General features: G+C 70.0%; 15 protein-coding genes. 10 read left to right on the top strand and 5 right to left on the bottom strand.

Going from position 1 to position 18,223, the window contains the following annotated elements; genetic code table 11:
- Positions 1 to 289: 289 nt before the first annotated feature.
- Positions 290 to 961 carry a response regulator transcription factor gene (locus AC07FN_RS27620; RefSeq protein ID WP_478398265.1) on the bottom strand — a complete coding sequence of 224 codons (672 nt, stop codon included), beginning with the start codon at positions 959 to 961 and terminating at the stop codon, positions 290 to 292.
- A complete protein-coding gene (locus AC07FN_RS27615) occupies positions 958 to 2,082 on the bottom strand; it encodes a sensor histidine kinase (RefSeq protein ID WP_478398264.1) in 1,125 nt (374 codons plus the stop codon). The genes AC07FN_RS27620 and AC07FN_RS27615 overlap by 4 nt, the downstream gene beginning before the upstream one ends.
- Positions 2,083 to 2,224: 142 nt before the next feature.
- On the opposite strand from AC07FN_RS27615, the gene AC07FN_RS27610 reads away from it, so the two are divergent.
- Positions 2,225 to 2,920, top strand: coding sequence for a hypothetical protein (locus AC07FN_RS27610; protein WP_478398263.1), 696 nt, complete (start codon positions 2,225 to 2,227; stop codon positions 2,918 to 2,920).
- Positions 2,921 to 3,031: 111 nt separating this feature from the next.
- Here the strand turns inward: AC07FN_RS27610 and mycP are convergent, their stop codons facing one another.
- Positions 3,032 to 4,438 (bottom strand): type VII secretion-associated serine protease mycosin, encoded by a 1,407-nt coding sequence (gene mycP, locus AC07FN_RS27605; protein WP_478398262.1) that lies wholly within the window; start codon positions 4,436 to 4,438, stop codon positions 3,032 to 3,034.
- Between the two features lie 11 nt (positions 4,439 to 4,449).
- On the bottom strand, positions 4,450 to 5,889 hold the full coding sequence (gene eccD, locus AC07FN_RS27600) for a type VII secretion integral membrane protein EccD (RefSeq protein WP_478398261.1): 1,440 nt from the start codon (positions 5,887 to 5,889) through the stop codon (positions 4,450 to 4,452).
- Positions 5,890 to 6,181: 292 nt separating this feature from the next.
- Here eccD and eccCa point away from each other — a divergent pair, with 292 nt between their 5' ends.
- Positions 6,182 to 10,285, top strand: a complete 4,104-nt coding sequence (eccCa, locus tag AC07FN_RS27595; RefSeq protein WP_478398260.1) for a type VII secretion protein EccCa — start codon at positions 6,182 to 6,184, stop codon at positions 10,283 to 10,285.
- Positions 10,286 to 10,539: 254 nt separating this feature from the next.
- Here eccCa and AC07FN_RS27590 read toward each other — a convergent pair whose 3' ends face one another.
- A complete protein-coding gene (locus AC07FN_RS27590) occupies positions 10,540 to 10,866 on the bottom strand; it encodes an ArsR/SmtB family transcription factor (protein ID WP_478398259.1) in 327 nt (108 codons plus the stop codon).
- Between the two features lie 97 nt (positions 10,867 to 10,963).
- On the opposite strand from AC07FN_RS27590, the gene AC07FN_RS27585 reads away from it, so the two are divergent.
- The 8 genes from AC07FN_RS27585 to glmM all read left to right on the top strand — a co-directional run bounded on the left by AC07FN_RS27585 (position 10,964) and on the right by glmM (position 18,214).
- Entirely contained in the window at positions 10,964 to 12,118 is a 1,155-nt protein-coding gene (locus AC07FN_RS27585) for an MFS transporter (RefSeq protein ID WP_478398258.1), read from the top strand.
- Positions 12,119 to 12,412: 294 nt separating this feature from the next.
- On the top strand, positions 12,413 to 14,224 hold the full coding sequence (locus tag AC07FN_RS27580) for a type VII secretion-associated protein (RefSeq protein ID WP_478398257.1): 1,812 nt from the start codon (positions 12,413 to 12,415) through the stop codon (positions 14,222 to 14,224).
- Positions 14,225 to 14,231: 7 nt separating this feature from the next.
- Positions 14,232 to 14,633, top strand: a complete 402-nt coding sequence (locus AC07FN_RS27575; RefSeq protein WP_478398256.1) for a hypothetical protein — start codon at positions 14,232 to 14,234, stop codon at positions 14,631 to 14,633.
- Positions 14,634 to 14,771: 138 nt separating this feature from the next.
- Positions 14,772 to 15,083, top strand: coding sequence for a WXG100 family type VII secretion target (locus AC07FN_RS27570; protein ID WP_478398255.1), 312 nt, complete (start codon positions 14,772 to 14,774; stop codon positions 15,081 to 15,083).
- Positions 15,084 to 15,144: 61 nt separating this feature from the next.
- Positions 15,145 to 15,435, top strand: a complete 291-nt coding sequence (locus AC07FN_RS27565; RefSeq protein WP_478391465.1) for a WXG100 family type VII secretion target — start codon at positions 15,145 to 15,147, stop codon at positions 15,433 to 15,435.
- 367 nt (positions 15,436 to 15,802) lie between these two features.
- Positions 15,803 to 16,249: a 50S ribosomal protein L13 gene (gene rplM / locus AC07FN_RS27560; protein WP_132491634.1), complete on the top strand. Its 447-nt coding sequence runs from the start codon at positions 15,803 to 15,805 to the stop codon at positions 16,247 to 16,249.
- Positions 16,246 to 16,764 carry a 30S ribosomal protein S9 gene (gene rpsI, locus AC07FN_RS27555; protein ID WP_478398254.1) on the top strand — a complete coding sequence of 173 codons (519 nt, stop codon included), beginning with the start codon at positions 16,246 to 16,248 and terminating at the stop codon, positions 16,762 to 16,764. Before rplM ends, rpsI begins: the two co-directional genes overlap by 4 nt.
- A gap of 115 nt (positions 16,765 to 16,879) precedes the next feature.
- Entirely contained in the window at positions 16,880 to 18,214 is a 1,335-nt protein-coding gene (glmM, locus tag AC07FN_RS27550; RefSeq protein ID WP_478398253.1) for a phosphoglucosamine mutase, read from the top strand.
- Positions 18,215 to 18,223 lie beyond the last annotated feature (9 nt).

Here is an 18,223-nt window from a genome sequence, read left to right as displayed (position 1 = left end):
AGACGGCACCTGTGGTTGACGCCCCATCCCCGAAGCCCAAGACCGGCACGGCCTCGGTCGGCGATGCGCCGCCGCCGAAGCCGAAGACCGGCACGGCGTCCGTGGGCGACGCCCCGCCGCCGAAGCGTCGAGACTAAGAGGTCGTTCGCCGGTTTCGCGCGAAACCGGCGTCCTGCGTCCCAGCCGGTCACGCCTCACGCGTGCCCGCGCCCTGCTGGAGCGGTCCCCGAACCCGCGCTTCGCGGTGCGCTTCAGCGGGGTCGGGCCCAAGCCGACCTCGACGCCGACTTCAGCGCGGGGTTTTGGGCGTGACCAGGCCGTTTTCGTAGGCGGCGATGACGAGCTGGGCACGGTCCCGCGCGTGCAGCTTGGCGAGCAGGCGGCCGATGTGGGTCTTCACGGTCGGCATGGTCAGGTGGAGGTGTTCGGCCAGTTCGGCGTTGGACAGCCCGCGGGCCACCAGGACGAGCACTTCGAGCTCCCGGCCGGTCAGCGAACCCAGGCCGCGGGGCGGGATACCTGGCGGTTCCGGGCGCCGGGCGAACTCCGCGATCAGCCGCCGGGTCACCGACGGAGCCAGGAGTCCGTCGCCGGCCGTGACCACCCGGATCGCGGTGAGCAGGTCGGCCGGCGGGGTGTCCTTGAGCAGGAATCCGCTGGCCCCGGCGCGCAATGCCGCGTACACGTACTCGTCCAGGTCGAACGTGGTGAGGATCAGCACCCGCACGCCGGGAAGTCCTGGATCGCCGCAGATCCGCCGGGTCGCCTCGATGCCGTCCACGTCCGGCATCCGGACGTCCATCAGCACCACGTCCGGCCGAACCTGGCGGGCCACCGCGACGGCCTCGCCACCGGTCGCTGCCTCACCGACGGCCGCGAGGCCGGGAGCGTTGTCGACGAGCAGCCGGAAACTGCCGCGCACCAACGCCTGGTCGTCCACGACGAGCACGCGGATGGTCACCCGCGTTCCCCCTTTCCGCAGGGCAGCCGGGCCGTGACGCCGAATCCACCGCCGGGGCGTGGCCCGGCGGTGAACTCGCCGCCGTACATCATCACGCGCTCCCGCATCCCAACCAGACCGTGCCCGTCGCCGGGCCGGCCGGCTCGCGTTCCGTCGTCCACGACGAACACGCCGACCGCATCTGCGCCGACATCGACGCGGACGGTGCAGCGAGCCGGAGCGGCGTGCTTGACGACGTTGGTGAGCGACTCCTGCACGATCCGGTAGACCGCGAGCTCCACCCCGGCGGGCGGGTGCCCGGCCCCGGTGATCTCCAGATCGACGGAGACCCCGGCGGCGATCGCGCGATCGGCGAGTTCGCGCAGCGCAGCAAGGCCCGGAACGGGTTCGTGGGGCAGTGGCTCGGCGGATCGGAGCACCCCGAGCATGCCGCGCATCTCCAGCAGCGCGCTGCGGCTTGCCTCCTCGATGCCGCGCAGTGCTTCCCGTGCTTCGGCGGGCCGCTGCTCGGCGATGTGGTTGGCGACACCGGCCTGCACCGCGATCAGGCTGAGGTTGTGCGAGACGATGTCGTGCATCTCCCGCGCGATCCGCAGCCGCTCCTCGGCCCGAACGCGCCGGATCTCGCGTTCGGCGAAGGCGTCGCGCTGCCGGAAGTGCGCGCCGAGCCCCCAAGCGCCACCGGCCAGCAGCCAGACGGCGCCGACCAGCCCGGCGATGTCGGCGACGTTCCCGGTGGGGGTGAGCACGGCCTCGCCCAGGAACAGTCCGATTGCGACGGTCAGCAATGCGGTCACCACTGCGGGTGCCGATCGCCGCAGCGGCTCGGAACGTCCCACGGCGTGCAGGGCGAGGGCGGTGGAGATGCAGGGCTCGCGGGTGATGTCGAGCAGGGTGGCCGCCGTCGTGGCCACCAGCACGACGGCGAGCACCGGCAGCGGCCACCTGCCGCGCACCGCGACGGGGAGGCCGACCGCTGCCGCGATCAGCCAGCCGAGCCAGGCCGGACCGGTGAAGACCGGCAGCCCGTCCGCGCCGTCCTGCATCGCGAAGGAGACGTATGCGGCGCTGATCGCCACGCCCAGGACGGCATCAAGGGGAACGAGGCGGTTGCCGAGCACAGCACGACACTAATCGCGCGGTCGGCGGAGGTCGTCCGACCGAGGTGTGCGAGTTCCCGGTGCCCGTCATACCCGGGTATGACGGGAAAGTCCGGTCCCCGGTCCGATGCCCGGACGGGTGCCGGGGCCGATCGTTCACCGCATGACGCACACTCGTTTCCCCGGCGCCTGGCCCGGTGGGCTGGCGCTGGTCCTCGGCCCGCTGTTCATGCTGGTCGGGGCCCTGCTCCGGGCTGGGCACAACTTCTTCTTCCCGGACCAGCTCGCCGCGTACGCCGCCGAACCGGCCCTGATCGCGGTCGCGTACAGCGCGTTCCTGATCGGCAACGTGGTGCTGTGGCCGGGAGTCGTGCTGCTCGCGCAGCGGATCGGCGGGAGCCGTCCCGGCTGGGCGGTCTGGGGCGGGGTGCTGACCGCCTTCGGCCTTTTCGCCCGCGTCTTCCACGCGGGCATCGACCACCTGGCGTTCCAGCTGGCGAATCTGCGGGGAGTGGCGTCCGCGACGACCCTGGTGGGCGACGCGTACGGCGCCTACCACGTGATGAGCGCGCTGAACCCGGCGATCATGGCCGGTTGGGTGGTGCTGGCCCTCGGCGCCTGGCGGGCCGGTGTCCTCGGGCCGGTCCGGGCGGTGGCGTTGGGCCTGATGGCGGCGCTGCCGATCGGCGTCCTGAAGGGGACCACCGCGCTCTCGGTGATCGCGCTCGCCGGACTCGCGGTGGCCTTGGTGTCGCTGGGCTGGCAGGAGCTGCGCGCCGCACCCCGCCCGACGGCCCGGCGAATCGCGTTCGCAGCAGCGGTGATCGCGGCGATGGCTTTCCTCGGAACGCTCGGCTGACGCTGAACCGCTCGTGAGTGTTCTGGATCGCCATGGCGATCCAGAACACTCACGAGCAACGTGAAACGGCCCGGTGTCCGAAGTGGACACCGGGCCGTTTCGTCGTGTTGCTCAGCGGCCGCCTCGGGTCCTCGCCCGGACGCTGCGCACCGCGTTGATCAGGAACGCCGTGAAGATGATTCCCGCGACTCCCGCTCCGGCACCGCCCAGGGCGATGATCAGGGCCGGGTAGTCCTTCTGCGGGATCACATCCGCGTCCAGCTTCGTCGGTTTCGGCGGCGGCGCCTGCTTGCCCCACTCGGCGGGCACCACGTCCGCCAGCGCCGCGGCCGGGTCGACCATGCCGTAGCCGACGATGTCGTTGCGCCCGTTGATACCGCCCGGGTGCAGCGCCGTCTCCTTGATCCGGTCCATGATCTGCCCGGCGGTCAGCGGCCGGTTCTCGCGGTCGTACTTCTCCTTGACCAGCACCGCCAGCCCGGCCACGTACGGCGCGGCGAAGCTGGTGCCCTGGATCGGGCCTGCCTGGCCGTTCTCTCCCGTGGCGATCTGGCTGGCCAGTCCTTTGCCGCCGACGCCGGGGTCGAGCGCGATCAGATTCTCGCCCGGCGCGGCCACGTCCACCCACGGGCCCGGCACGGTGAACTCCGACGGAGCACCCTGCTGGTTCACCGAGGCGACGGTGAGCACGTACTCGTCGAACCAGGCCGGCAGCACCGCGGTCGTCGGGCTGCCGGACGCGTTCTTCTGGCAGGCCTCGCCGGTGTTCCCGGCCGCCACGACGACCACGACGTTGCGTTCGTAAGCGCGCTTGACCGCGTTGTGCAACATCTGGTTGCCGTAGTCGTTGTAGTTGCTGGCCTGCGCGATCGACTGGCAGGAGGACTGCGAGATGTTGATGACGCTCGCGTTCCGGTCCACCGCGTTGTTGATGGCCCTCGCCATCGTCTCGGTGTCGCCGATCGTGGCGTTGGTGGCCTCGTTGATCCACAGCTTGGAGGACTGCCGGAGCGACAAGATCTGGGCGTCCGGCGCGACCCCGACGTAGCCGGACTGGCCGGTGGGGTCCGGGCTCGCGGCGATGATGCCGGCCACGATCGTGCCGTGCCCGTCGCAGTCCTTGTCCGCGCCGCCGTCCGGAACGCTGCTCCCGCCGTTGATGACCTTGCCACCCAGGCGCGGGTGCGCGGCGTTCACGCCGGTGTCGATGACGGCCACCGTCTGCCCGGCACCGCTCAGGCCCTCGTCGTGGGCCCGCTCGAAGCCGAGCACCAGCTGGCTCCACGGCTTCTCCTCGATCAAGGAGTTGCCGGGGTTGCCCCGCATGCAGCCTTGCTTCTGCTTGTAGTTCAGGGGCGTCAGGCCGCCGGTGGCCACTTTGGACGGATCCAGCTGCGGCGGGCCGACGGTCTGCGCGACCGCCGGTGCCGTCGGACCGCCCAGCGCGAGCGTGCCCGCCGCGGCGAGCAGCGCGAATCCGCGCAGCCCGCCGCGGGAGCGGAAGGTCCTAGAGCGCATCACGCTGCCCCTCAGAAGAAGTTCAGGTTGAGGTCGCGGATCATCATGTAGAGGTCCATGGCCGCCAGTGCCAGCGGCAGCACCAGCGCGATCAGGACGGCTTCCAGGATGTCCACCATGCGGCGCTGCACCGGCGAGAACCGGCGGTTCGGGAACACCACGCCGAAGACGATCGACAGGATGCCGAGCAGCAGCAGCGGCGGGAACACCCAGGCGACGGCCAGCGGCCACTGCGCGACCTGCACGAGCAGTCCGATGGTGACGCCCAGCGACGAGAGCAGACCGCTCAGCAGCAGCGCGATCGCCTGGCTGCCGTTGGCGTAGTTGCGGCCGCGCAGCAGCAGGACCGCCGAGACGACGATGGCGAACACCGCGCCCCAGATGCTGGCCGCGGCCGCGAGGATCGAGCCGAGCGCGGCGACCACGCCGCAGCCGATGATCAGGCCGGTCATGTACTGGTGCGCCAGACCGGTCTGCCGCTCGATCATCCGGTAGTCCGGGAACCCGGTGTCTTCCTTGAGGTCCTCGGCGCTGCCCGGCACGTGCGGCAGCGGCAGCTTGGCGAGCTGGATGGTGATGCGCGGCAGCAGCGAGATGCCCGCCAGACCGACGGCCGCGGCGCCCGCGGCGATGCCCGCGGTGGTCGCGGCGTCCACAAGGGTCGCGACGAGGAAGGCGATGGTGCCGAACGCCGCCGCCGTGGCGGCCGCGATGAAGGTGACGATGCCCGCGCCGATCACCATGATCGACACCGCCGCGAAGATCAGTGTCAGCGCGCTGGCCAGCAGCAAACGCGGTTCGAGCGCGTTGCCCGGCACGATGTTGAAGCCGGTGACGAACGCCATCGGCAGACCGCCTGCGGCGGCGATCACCGTGCCGGTGGTGGGGGCCGCGTAGGCGCGGGTCACGATCGACCCGACGCCGGTCGCGAAGATCGCCACCACGACCGCCGTCACGGCGGCCACGATCTGGTAGACGATCGGCGCGGTGCCCTCCATGGTGGGGTGCAGCAGCCCGGCCGGGCCCGCGAGTCCCAATGCGACGGCCGCGCCGATGAGCGCCAGCGCGCCGGCCGCGTGCCCGATCTTGGCCGCGGTTTCCTTCGTCCACGGCCGGTAGCTACCCGGCTCCGCTTCCGCGAGCGCGTCGACGACGTCGTCGTACAGCGGCGGCGGCGGGTCGTCCGACCGGCGCCGCAACTGCAACATGTCGCCGTCGACGATTCCCTGCGAGGACAGCGTCTGGCTCGGGTCGAGGGGCTGGCTCTCCCCGAGCTTGGCCAGGCACCAGCCGCCGTGCCGGGAACCGCCATCCGGGGTGATCCCGCGGGCCATGTCCAGCACCATCGGCAACAGATCGGCCACCGCTACGTCGGCGGGAAGCGCCAGGTCGATGCGAGTTGTAGGCGCCACCACCGTCACGCGGCTGAACACCGTGGTACCGGTCGCCACTTGGGCCCCCTACTCCCTGAGGTTGATTGCCTTGCTTCATTTGTGTCGCTGGGCTCGATCCAACCAAGGCCGGTTTTTCTTCCGAAAGCCACCCGCCCGGTCGAAGAGCGCCCCTAGTATGGCCACACCGACCGTCGACGGGTGACAGGTTTGGTCGAACTCGTGCCAACTACTTCATATCTGGTTGGTCACGCCCGACTCGCTCCCCGGCGCCGGCGGTGTTGCGGCGATGCAGAATGCTGGCTGCGACACATTCGAGAGCACGTTTGACACGGAAAGGTTGTTGCGTCCGGTGAGCACGCTGCAGTTCAAGCGAACGCCACGCCTGGCCGCTCCCAGGCCACCGGGCGGGGAGGTGCACCTCGAACCACCGCCGGAGATCCCGCGGACGATTCCGGGCAACATCGTCCAGAAGGTCTTGCCGGGCGTCATGATCGTGGCCTCGCTGGGGATGATGGTCTTCATGCTCCAGCGGGCCAAGGACAACCCGATGATGATGATGATGCCGATGATGATGCTCATCTCAACGTTCGGGATGATGGCCGGCGGCGGCAAGGACGGCAGTCAGAAGAAGGCCGAGATGAACGAGGACCGCAAGGACTACCTGCGGTACCTCGGTCAGATGCGGGACCGCGCGCGGGAAGCGGCCGACGAGCAGCGCCTGGCGCGCGAGTGGGTGCACCCCGACCCGCAGACCCTGTGGTCGCTGGCCGCGGGCAGCCGGCGGATGTGGGAGCGCCGTCCCAACGACAACGACTTCTGCCAGGTCCGGGTCGGCCGCGGTTCGCAGCGGCTGGAAACCCGCCTGGTGCCGCCGCAGACCGGCCCCGTCGACGAGTTGGAGCCGATCACCACGCTGGCGCTGCGCCGCTTCGTGCGCGCCCACTCGCTGGTGCCGGAACTGCCGATCGCCACCTCGCTGCGCGGCTTCGCCGCCGTCGGCCTGCAGGGCGACCGGGAACTGGTGCGCGGCCTGGCCCGCGCGATCGTGTGCCAGCTGGCCACCTTCCACACCCCCGACGACGTGATGATCGCGGTCGCCAGCAGTGGCCGCGCGCGCACGGAGTGGGACTGGGTGAAGTGGCTGCCGCACGCGCAGCACCCGACCGAGACCGACGGCATCGGCCAGATGCGGTTGATGGCCGGTTCGCTGGGCGTCCTCGAGCAGATGCTCGCCGAGCAGCTGGCCGATCGGCCGCGCTTCCAGCGCAACGCGGCGCCGCCGGACGGCCAGCCGCACATCGTGATCATCATCGATGACGCCGAGATCAGCCGCGAAGAGGCGCTCTACGTCGAGGGTGGCCTGGCCGGCGTCACCATGATCGACCTGTCCGACCTGCTCGGACAGCTCACCGCGCGCCGCGGCATGCGGATGGTCGTGGAGGAGGACCGCATCGGTGCCCGCGGTGGGTCCGGTGTGGAGTGGTTCGGCAAGCCGGACTCGCTGACCATGGAGGAGGCCACCTCGCTGGCCCGCCAGATGGCCCCGTACCGGGTCGCCGGCGGCTTCTCCGCCTCCGACGCCGACAGCGGCGGCTACGAGCCGCTGACCACGCCGCTGAACTACATCGAGCAGTTGGGGCTGGCCGGTGACGTCGTCACCTTCGACCTCAACGAGGCGTGGCGGCCCCGGTCGCGCGACGACCTGTACCGCGTCGCGATCGGCCCTGGCGAGCAGGGCGAGATCGTGCACCTGGACATCAAGGAGACCGCCTCCGGAGGCATGGGCCCGCACGGGCTGTGCATCGGTTCGACCGGTTCCGGTAAGTCCGAGTTCCTGCGCACCATCGTGCTGGGCCTGATGGCCACCCACTCGTCGTCGATGCTCAACTTCGTGGTCGTCGACTTCAAGGGTGGTGCGACGTTCAACGGCTTCGAGCCCGCGCCGCACGTGTCGGCGTCGATCTCGAACCTGGAGGGCGACGGCTCGCTGATCGACCGCATGCAGGACGCGCTGGCCGGTGAGATGAACCGCCGCCAGGAGATCCTGAACAAGGCGGGTGCGAAGAACGTCTGGGACTACCGGAAGATGGGCGAGGCCGGCGACGAGCGCTGCGCCGAGCCGCTGCCCGCGCTGTTCGTGGTCATCGACGAGTTCTCCGAGCTGCTGTCCCAGCAGCCGGACTTCGCCGAGCTGTTCGTGATGATCGGTCGACTGGGTCGATCGCTGCAGGTCCACCTGCTGCTGGCCTCCCAGCGGCTGGAAGAGGGCAAGCTGCGCGGCCTGGACACGCACCTCTCGTACCGGATCGGTCTGAAGACCTTCAACGCGGCGGACTCCCGCGCGGCAATCGGTGTTCCGGACGCCGCCGACCTGCCCGCCACCGGTGGTCACGGTTACCTGAAGCACCCCAACGGCATGGAGCGGTTCCGCGCCGCGTTCGTGTCCGGCCACCTGCACCAGACCAGCGGTCGCCGCCCGACGCTGAAGGGCGGCGCGGCCCCGGTCACCGGCGACAAGATGCCCCGGGAGTTCATCCCGGACTACATCGAGAAGCCGCCGGAACCGGAGAAGCCGGTCGTCGAGGAGGTCAAGGAGCAGAAGAGCGACCTCGACCCGACGGACTTCCAGATCATCATCGACAAGATCCGCGGGCAGGGCCCGCCGGCGCACGCGGTGTGGTTGCCGCCGCTGGACACACCGCCCACTTTGGACGCCATGCTGCCGCCGATGCAGCAGACCGATGACCGCGGCTACACGGCCGCGGGCTACTCGGGCAGCGGTCGGCTCCAGGTGCCGGTCGGCCTGATCGACGTCCCGTACCACCAGCGGCAGGACCCGATGGTGGTGGACCTCGGCGGTCAGGGCGGTCACGGCGCGATCGTCGGCGGTGTCGGTGCCGGCAAGTCGAACACGGTGCGTGCGCTGATCTCCTCGATGGCGCTGACGCACACGCCGCAGGAAGTGCAGTTCTACTGCGTCGACCTCGGTGGTGGTTCGATCGGCGCGCTGCGCGGCCTGCCGCACATGGGCGGCTACGGCACGCGACGCGACCAGGACACCGTCCGGCGGACGATCGCGGAGCTGAAGACGATGCTGGCCGACCGCGAAGGCCGGTTCCAGCAGCACGGCGTCGAGAACATGAACGACTACCGCAACCGGAAGCGGCGCGGTGAGTTCGAGGACGACCCGTTCGGCGACGCGTTCCTGATCATCGACGGGTGGCGGACGTTCCGCGAGGAGTTCGAGGCACTCGAACAGGACGTGCTGGGCCTGGCGGCCAACGGCCTGGCCTTCGGCGTGCACGTGATCGTCACCGCCGCGCGGTGGGCGGAGATCCGCCCGGCGATGAAGGACCTGATGCAGACCCGCATCGAGTTGCGCCTCGGTGACCCGAGCGAGTCGGAGATCGACCGCAAGTTCGCGGTGAAGGTGCCGCCGGGTCGTCCCGGCCGCGGCATGCACGGCACCAAGCTGCACTTCCTGACGGCCCTGCCCCGCGTGGACAGCGAGAAGATCGGTGACCGCGTCGAGGCGGAGATCGAGCAGGTCAAGCGGGACATCGAGGACGGCAAGGAGGTCCGCGCCCCCCGGATGGGCTGGGAGCTGTACAACGACGACCTCCCCGACGGCGTCGCCGACCTGGTGAACCGGGTCAAGAGCTCGTGGAAGGGGCGTCCGGCGCCGCAGGTCCGGCTGCTGCCCGATCTGCTGCCGTACCAGCAGTTGCCGCGTCCGGAGCAGCAGCCGAACCCGAAGCTGGTGCCGATCGGCATCAACGAGGACGGCCTGCACCCGGTGTACCTGGACTTCAACGCCGAGCCGAACTTCTACGCGTTCGGCGAGCGGGAGTCGGGCAAGACGGCGTTGCTGCGGACCATCGTCCGCGGTATCACCGAGCGGTACAGCCCGAAGGAAGCGCTGATCATGCTGGTCGACTACCGGCGCAGCCTGCTCGGCGTCCTGCCGGAGTCGCACAAGCTGGACTACGTGGTCAACGCGGATCAGCTGAAGGGCGATGTCAAGGACATCTGCGGGTCGTTGAAGAAGCGGTTGCCGGGTCCGGATGTCACGCAGGAGCAGTTGCGGAACCGTTCCTGGTGGAAGGGTCCCGAGCTGTTCGTGATCGTGGACGACTACGAGCTGGTGGCGCCGCAGGGCGGCAACCCGCTGGCGCCGTTGGCGGAGTTCGTGCCGCAGGCAAACGACGTCGGTCTGCACATCGTGGTGGCACGCAACTCCGGTGGTGCCAGCCGTGCCCTGTACGAGCCGATCATCGGCAAGATGCGGGAGACGTCGTCGCCGGGTCTGGCGATGAGCGCGAACAAGGACGATGGTCAGCTGGTGGCCAACATCAAGTCGCGGCAGCTGCCGCCTGGCCGGGGCACCCTGGTCAGCCGCAGCCTGCGCGGCGGGCCGCAGATGATCCAGACCGCGTTCCTCCAGCCGGAGTGACGATGGGCTAGCGCGACGAACCTCCTCCGCCTCCGGGCGGGGGAGGTTTTTCGTTGGGGAGCGCCGGAGGTCGCGGACCCCGATCACGTGTGAGGTGACGGTATGAGCGGATTCATCAAGCCGGTCGGCTGGAGCGAGCGCAAGCGGTCCACTTCGGACTCGTCCGTACGCGCTGAACCTCCTACGCCTCCGGGAGGGGGAGGTTTTTCAGTCGTGGGGCAACGGCTTCCGGGTGGGTCGGCGGTTCGAAACGATCAGGCGGGCCGTTGCTCGAAGCCCGTCAGGACGGAGTCGAGGAGGCCGGGGAAGCGCGCCTCCAGGTCGTCGCGGCGGATCTCGACCCAGCGGTTGCGGCCGTCGACGAACGTCGTGCTCAGGCCCGCCTCGCGCAGCACGCGCCAGTGGTGGGAGAGCGTCGGCGCGCTGATGTCGACGTCGTAGGCGTGCAGCGAGCAGGTCATCGGGTCCTTCGCCTGGCTGAGCTCGTGGAGCAGTTCGAGCCGCACCGGGTCGGCGAGGGCGTGCAGCACCTTCACGATGTCCAGATCGTTGCGGCTCGGTTGCGGGAGGGTGCGCGTCACGGGCGTCCAGCCTGCCTTCGATTCGATCGTTTGACAATCATCGAACAGTAGGACACGATCATGCGCCGTGACGATTCGACGATCATCAAATGGTGGCTTGCGGCGGGGTGCGCTGACCGTGCTCGCGGTGGGCACCTTCGCGCTCGGCGCGGACGGGTTCATCCTCAATGGACTGCTGCCCCAGATCGCCCACGACCTCGCTGTTCCCGAATCGGTCGCCGGCCAGCTCACCACGATCTTCGCGGTGACCTACGCCGTGGCCTCGCCGATCATCGCCTCGGTCACCGGCGGCTGGGACCGGCGGCTGCTGCTCGGCGGCGGCCTCGCGCTGTTCACCGCGGGCATGGCGGGCCAAGCGCTCGGCGAGACCTATGCGGTGGTCGCGGTGGCCCGGGTCCTGGCGGCGCTCGGCGCGGCGGCCTTCCAGTCGAACGCCTACGCGGTGGCCGGTGCATTGGCCGCGCCGGAGCAACGCGGGCGCGCCCTGGCCGCGGTCGCGGCGGGGATGACCGCGTCGACGGTGCTCGGTGTGCCGCTCGGGGTGCTGGGCGGCCAGTGGTTCGGTTGGCGGCCGATCATGTGGGCGATCGGCGTGATCGGAGTGCTGGTGGCGGTCGCGATTCCAGCCCTGCCCGCGGTGCGCTTGCCCGCGGTGCGGCTGGCCGAGCGGCTCGCCGTGCTGGTGCGGCCGTCGATCCTCCGGGTGCTGGCGATCACCGTGGTCGGGATGTTCGCCGGCTTCACCGTCACCGGGTACATGCCGCTGCTGCTCGGCCGGTTCGGGAGCGGGGCGGTCCTGTCCTGGGTGCTCGTGGCGTTCGGGGTGGGGCAGGTCCTCGGCAACTCGCTGGCGGGCCGGTGGACCGACAGGTTCGGGGCGCGCCCGGTGCTGTTGCTGTCGCTGGGCGGCAGCGTCCTGGTGTTCGCGCTGTTCAACTGGGGTGTGTCGGCCCTGTCGACGACGCTGTCGATCGGCATCGCGGCGGGCGTGTTCGGCGGCATGCTGATGGTTCCGCAGCAGCACAGGCTGTTCGCGCTGGCCCAGGACGCTCCGACCGTGGCCCTCGGGCTGAACGGATCGGCGATCTACGTCGGAGCGGCGCTGGGTTCGGCGGTAGGCGGCGGGGTGCTGGCGACGGCCGGAGCAGCCTGGGTGGCGCCGGCGGCCGCAACGGTCGCGGCCCTCGGCCTCCTGCTGGCGACGGCGACGCTCCGCAAGGCCGCCGCCCCGGCGCGAACGGCGAACGCCTGAGAAGAGCTGTCGCAGACGGTCCACTTCGGACGGCATGGCTCCTGCTCCGATGCACACCGTCCCCGGGCGTGCGTCGCCAGGGGAGCCCGACACCCGCGAGGAGCTCCTGCCGCGCCTTCGGATGGCAACAATCCGTGACGGGTGCTCGCGCTGATCGCCCGGTCAGGGGCAGACTGTTGGTGCGCTCGCACCCTTAACCTCTAGGGTGCTCGGGGGGAGTCGGCGCGCCGGATCGGCGGTCGGACGACAGACGTCGCCGGAAAAGGCGCTTCGGCGACGGTGAAGGAGTTCTGGGTGTCCCTGCACGTCTCGATCGACTTCGGCACCTCGAGCACATGCACGGTGGTGTCAGTCGGCGGTGCCGAACCGCAGGTGGTCGTCATCGACGGGCAGCCGCTGGTGCCGTCCGCGGTGTTCGCCGCGGCCGACGGCACGCTGTTCGTCGGGCACGAGGCCGAACGCCAGGCCGCGGTCGACCCGGCCCGCTTCGAGCCGCACCCGAAGCGCCGCATCGACGAGGGCGAGCTGCTGCTCGGCAGCAGCGTGCTGAAGGTCGCCGACGTGATCCGCGCCGTGCTGCAGCGCGCGGTCGGCGAGGCCCGCCGCTTCGCCGGCGGCGCGGCCGTCGACCTGCTGGTGCTGACCCACCCCGCGGACTGGGGCTCGATGCGCACCGCGGCGCTGCGCCAGGCCGCCACCGGCCTGGGCAAGGAACTCGTCATGGTGCCGGAACCGGTCGCGGCGGCGGTGTTCCACTCCGCCGGGCACGGGCTCCCCGACGGCGGCGCGCTGGCGGTGCTCGACCTCGGCGGCGGCACCGTGGACGCCAGCGTCGTCCGCAAGCAGGGCTCGTCGTTCCAGGTGCTCGCCACCCGCGGCGAACCGAACTTCGGCGGCGCCGACATCGACCAGGCGCTGCTGGACCACATCGGCCGGCTCGTCTCCGGCACCGATCCCGAAGCCTGGCGCCAGCTCGTCGAGGGCCGGGAGATGCCCGATCGACGCCGTCGCCGGGTGGTGCGGCAGGACGTCCGCGGCGCCAAGGAAACCCTGTCCCGGCACGCCTACACCGACGTGCCGATGCCGCCGCCGTTCTCCGACGCGCACGTCACCCGCGTCGACCTGGAGGCGCTGATCGCCGCGCCGCTGGCCAAGTCCGCCGACCTGGTGCTGACCACGCTGCGCGAGGGCAAGGTGGCCCGCCAGCAGCTGGCCGGGGTGTTCCTGGTGGGCGGTTCGAGCCGGATCCCGATGGTGGCGCGGCTGATCCACGAGCGCACCGGCGTCGTTCCGACCACATTGGACCAGCCCGAGACGGTCGTGGCGCGCGGCGCGTTGCGCGCGGTCCGGCTCGACCCGGACCGCAGCGGTGGGCTGGCGCCCGCCGGCGCCTGGGCGGGCACCTCGACGGTGCGATCGCATCCGCTCCCGGTGGTCCTGCCCCAGACCGGCCCCGGCGTGACCGCGGGCGACTCGCTCAGCGGGGCCCGGACCGTCGTCATCGGCGGCAGCGATCAGACGATGCCGGTCGCGCACCAGCGCAGCCGCGGGAAGAACAACAAGCTGCCGTGGCTGATCGGCGCCGGCGCCGCGGCCGTGGTGGCCGCGGGCGTGGTCCTGACCCTGGTCCTGACCAGCACCGGCCAGCCGCAGGCCGGGCCGGAGGTGCCGCCCCGGGTGATCGCGCAGTACGACTACGAATTCGCCTATCCCAGCGACTGGAAGCAGATCGGCGGCGACGCGAAGAAGTGGCAGACCATGATCGGCCCGCAGGACGATGAGCAGGACTCGCTGATCGCGGTCGAGGAGGGCAAGCTCAACTTCGACACCGACACGGACCGGAACCGGGCGGTCCAGCAACTGCTCAGCGACTACCAGCAGAACGTGGCGAACGGCGCGCAATTCTCCCTGTTCAACGCATCCACCAGTTTCGCGGGCCGGGACGTGGTCTACTACCGGCAGAAAATGCAGGCCGCGACCGTCGAGTGGTACGTGGTGCACCAAGGACAATTCCGGGTCAGCGTCGGCTGCAAGTACGGCGAGGTCGGCAAGGATGATGTGCTGCGCGCCTGCCAGCAGGTCGTCGGGTCGCTCAAGGTGCGTTGAACCTGCGGTGAATTCGCCGCGGCGGAATGGTTTTCGCACGGCCGTCGGACAGGGAGGCATTGCCATGGCAGATCCAGCGGATTCCGTCCGGAAGCTGCGGTCCGAACTCGCGGATGCGGTGGGACGCGGCCGGCGAGCCCGCGGCGAAGCGAACCACCGCGCGCAGGATTTCCAAAGGCACACAAGGGAACTCGCGGGAACGAAGCCGGCGGATGCCGAATCGGGCCGGCGGGCCGCGGCGATCGACTACCGCAACCGGATGGGATTGGAAGTCGAAGAGCTCGCCGAAACCGAGTCCAATGTGCGCCCGGACACCGCCGAGAACGAGTCGGCGACCGGGAAATCGCAAGAGCAAACGCCCTCCGACGGCAGCGATCTCGACTTTTCGCAAGCGCGAATCATGCGATGACCTGCGGGTTCCCCGTTCGGCGTTTACATCAGCAACGGGTTCCGGAGAAATCCAGGACAACATGGAACCGAACATGGCAATGTCTGCGTCGCAGGTTCATCAGGACTTGATGACGAGTTTGAAGGGGGTCACCCGAACATGGCTGGAATTGGTGCGGACACCGAGGCGATTCAGCAGGCGTCGGTCGACATCGACGAGGCTCGCAACGCGGTCGAGCAGGCGCTCTCGCAGCTGAGCGGCCAGCTGGAGGGGCCGGTCGCGAACTGGAAGGGCGCGGCCGCGGATGTCTTCCGCAAGCTGATGGGCTCCTACGAGGAGAGCGGCAAGAAGATCCTGCAGAAGCTGGACGAGCTGGGCCAGAACGTGCAGAGCTCCGGTGCCGACTACGCGGCGACCCAGGAGGAGCAGGCCCAGGAGATCTCCAAGATCACGAGCATGCTCGACGGCTGAGCCGGACTTCGACCAACGCATCTTCCGAAATCTTCACCATAGGCATTTGAGGGGATAAGCAATGAGCGAGATTGCAGTCAACTTCGCCGAGCTGCAGCAGGCCTCCGACGACCTGCAGGCCGCCGCGCAGAAGATCCAGGGCGAGCTGGACGACCTCGAGGGCAAGATCCAGAAGCTCGTGGCCACCTGGGAGGGCGAGGCCGTGGCTTCCTACCAGGAGGCGCAGAAGTCCTGGGACGAGGAAGCGGCCCGCATGCAGGAGACCGCCGCGAAGATGGGCATGGCCGTTGGCGCCGCCAACGAGTCCTTCCAGGCCGGTGAGAAGAAGAACGCCGGTCGCTTCGGTGGCTGATCCCACCTGCTGAAGAGCGTGCTGCGGCCCCGGCGAACGCCGGGGCCGCAACGCTGTCCGGGGCCGCGTGGGTACCGCGCCCGGCGTTCGCTATCCTGATAGCGGCGATCTACCAGGTCAGAAACCTCCGAGCAAGTATCGAGGACCCGTTTTGACCGGGCCAGAAGCCACCAAGTACCCTCATTCTTTGTTGTGCGGTGCGCGGCTGCAGTTCGCGCCAGCGGATCGGACCCCCAGCGGGTAGCGGTCCCGGCGGCGGTACTGGCGGACGTGCCGGTTCCCAGGGGAGTTCCTGCGGGACCGACCGGCGTGATCGAGACGGGCTCCGCACTGACGATTCCGACGCGAACGACGACGAGGTAGATCCGTGCGCACGTACAGCCCGAAGCCCGGCGAGGTGACCCGCGCCTGGCATGTGATCGACGCCGAGGATGTGGTGCTCGGCCGGTTGGCAACTCAGGCCGCGACGCTGCTGCGCGGCAAGCACAAGCCGACCTACGCGCCGCACATCGACACCGGTGACTTCGTCGTCATCGTCAATGCCGAGAAGGTGGCCCTGACCGGTAACAAGCGCACCCAGGCGTTCCACTACCGGCACAGCGGTTACCCCGGTGGTCTGCGCAAGCAGTCCTTCGGCGAGGTGCTCGAGAAGCACCCCGAGCGGCTGCTCGAAAAGGCGATCAAGGGCATGTTGCCGAAGAACAAGCTCGGCCGCGCGATGGGCAAGAAGCTCAAGGTCTACGCCGGCGCGGAGCACCCGCACCAGGCCCAGAACCCGCAGCCGTTCGAGATCAACGCGAAGGTCGAGAAGTGACTGACGAACTTCAGCAGGAAGAGAACGTGACCCCGGCCCCCGAGGAGACCGCTGAGGTCGCCGAGGTCGCCGCCGAGGAGACCGTCGAAGAAGAGGCGGCTGCCCCGGCGCCGATCCCGGTCCCGACCGGCCGCCCGGTGCAGACCGTGGGTCGCCGCAAGGAAGCCGTCGTCCGGGTCCGGCTGGTGCCGGGCACCGGTGGCTTCAAGCTCAACGGCAAGACCCTTGAGCAGTACTTCCCGAACAAGGTGCACCAGCAGCTGATCAAGGAGCCGCTGGTCACCGTCGAGCGCGTGGAGAACTTCGACGTGCTGGCCACCCTGCGCGGTGGCGGCCCGTCGGGCCAGGCCGGCGCGCTGCGCATGGCGATCGCCCGTGCGCTGGTCGCCTACGAGGCCGAAGACCGCCCGGCGCTGAAGAAGGCCGGCATGCTCACCCGTGACGCGCGGGAGAAGGAGCGCAAGAAGTACGGTCTCAAGAAGGCCCGCAAGGCGCCGCAGTACAGCAAGCGCTGACGCGAATTTCATCCGATCTGCGGGAGCAGCCTCGTCCGTTGTGGACGAGACTGCTCCCGCAGTCGTATGCACAGTCGCGGAGTTTTCCGCGTCACACGAGGAGGACGTGCTGCTGATGGCTCGGTTGTTCGGCACCGACGGGGTGCGCGGGTTGGCCAACGCCGATCTGACGCCGGAGCTGGCGATGTCGGTGGCCGCTGCGGCGGCACGCGTGCTCTACGACCGGGACGATTCGCAGCGCCGGGTGGCGCTGGTGGGTCGCGACCCCCGCGCCAGCGGCGAGATGCTGGAGGCGGCGGTCACGGCGGGCCTGACCTCGGCCGGAGCCGATGTGCTGCGGGTCGGCGTGCTGCCCACCCCGGCCGTCGCGCACCTGGTCGCCGAGCTGGGCGCGGACCTCGGCGTGATGATCTCCGCCTCGCACAACCCGATGCCGGACAACGGGATCAAGCTGTTCGCGGCCGGCGGGAACAAGCTCCCGGACGCCGTCGAGAACGAGATCGAGGCGCGCCTGAACGAGCAGGTCGACCGGCCCACCGGGGCCCAGGTCGGCCGCGTCCGCGATGTCCCCGACGCGGTGCGGCGTTACGTCGATCACCTGCTGACCGCTGCTCCGCAGCCGCTCGGTGGGCTGAAGGTCGTCGTGGACTGCGCCCACGGCGCGGCTTCGGTCGCGGCACCGGAGGCGTACCGCCGGGCGGGCGCCGAGGTGATCGCGATCAGCGCCGAGCCCGACGGCATCAACATCAACGACGGTGTCGGTTCCACCCACCTCGAGGTGCTGCAGGCGGCGGTGCTCGAACACGGCGCGGATCTGGGCATCGCGCACGACGGCGACGCGGACCGCTGCCTCGCGGTGGATGCCACGGGCGCCGCGGTGGACGGCGACCAGATCATGGCGGTCCTCGCGGTGGCCATGCACGAGACCGGCGAGTTGACCGAGAACACGCTGGTCGCGACGGTGATGAGCAACCTCGGCCTGCACCTGGCGATGCGCGAGCAGGGTGTGGCGCTGCGCACCACGGCCGTCGGCGACCGGTACGTGCTGGAAGAACTGCGGGCGGGCGGGTTCGCGCTCGGTGGCGAGCAGTCCGGCCACGTCGTGCTTCCCGGCCACGCCACGACCGGCGACGGCCTGCTCACCGCGCTGCGGCTGATGGGCCGGATGGCGGCCACCGGCACCCCGCTGGCGTCGTTGGCCAAGGTCATGCGGCGGTTGCCGCAGGTGCTGATCAACGTGCGGGTGGCCGACAAGGCCACGGTGTGCGCGGCGGCCGACGTCGCGTCGGCGGTGGCGGCGGCCGAGGCGGAGCTCGGCGACACCGGCCGCATCCTGCTGCGCCCGTCGGGCACCGAGCAGCTGGTTCGGGTGATGGTCGAGGCGCAGAGCGAGGACCGAGCGCAGGCGGTTGCCGAGCGTTTGGCCGAACTTGTTGCCTCAATCCGGTGATCTTGTGAT

The sequence above is a fragment of the Saccharopolyspora sp. NPDC045941 genome (assembly GCF_056431445.1).
This window is presented reverse-complemented; position numbering and strand designations above follow the sequence as displayed.

Excerpts from the sequence above, each read along its gene's own strand:
- AC07FN_RS27610 (WP_478398263.1), top strand. The coding sequence starts at position 2,225 with ATGACGCACACTCGTTTCCCCGGCGCCTGGCCCGGTGGGCTGGCGCTG.
- mycP (WP_478398262.1), bottom strand. The coding sequence starts at position 4,438 with ATGCGCTCTAGGACCTTCCGCTCCCGCGGCGGGCTGCGCGGATTCGCG.
- AC07FN_RS27570 (WP_478398255.1), top strand. The coding sequence starts at position 14,772 with ATGGCTGGAATTGGTGCGGACACCGAGGCGATTCAGCAGGCGTCGGTC.
- AC07FN_RS27565 (WP_478391465.1), top strand. The coding sequence starts at position 15,145 with ATGAGCGAGATTGCAGTCAACTTCGCCGAGCTGCAGCAGGCCTCCGAC.
- glmM (WP_478398253.1), top strand. The coding sequence starts at position 16,880 with ATGGCTCGGTTGTTCGGCACCGACGGGGTGCGCGGGTTGGCCAACGCC.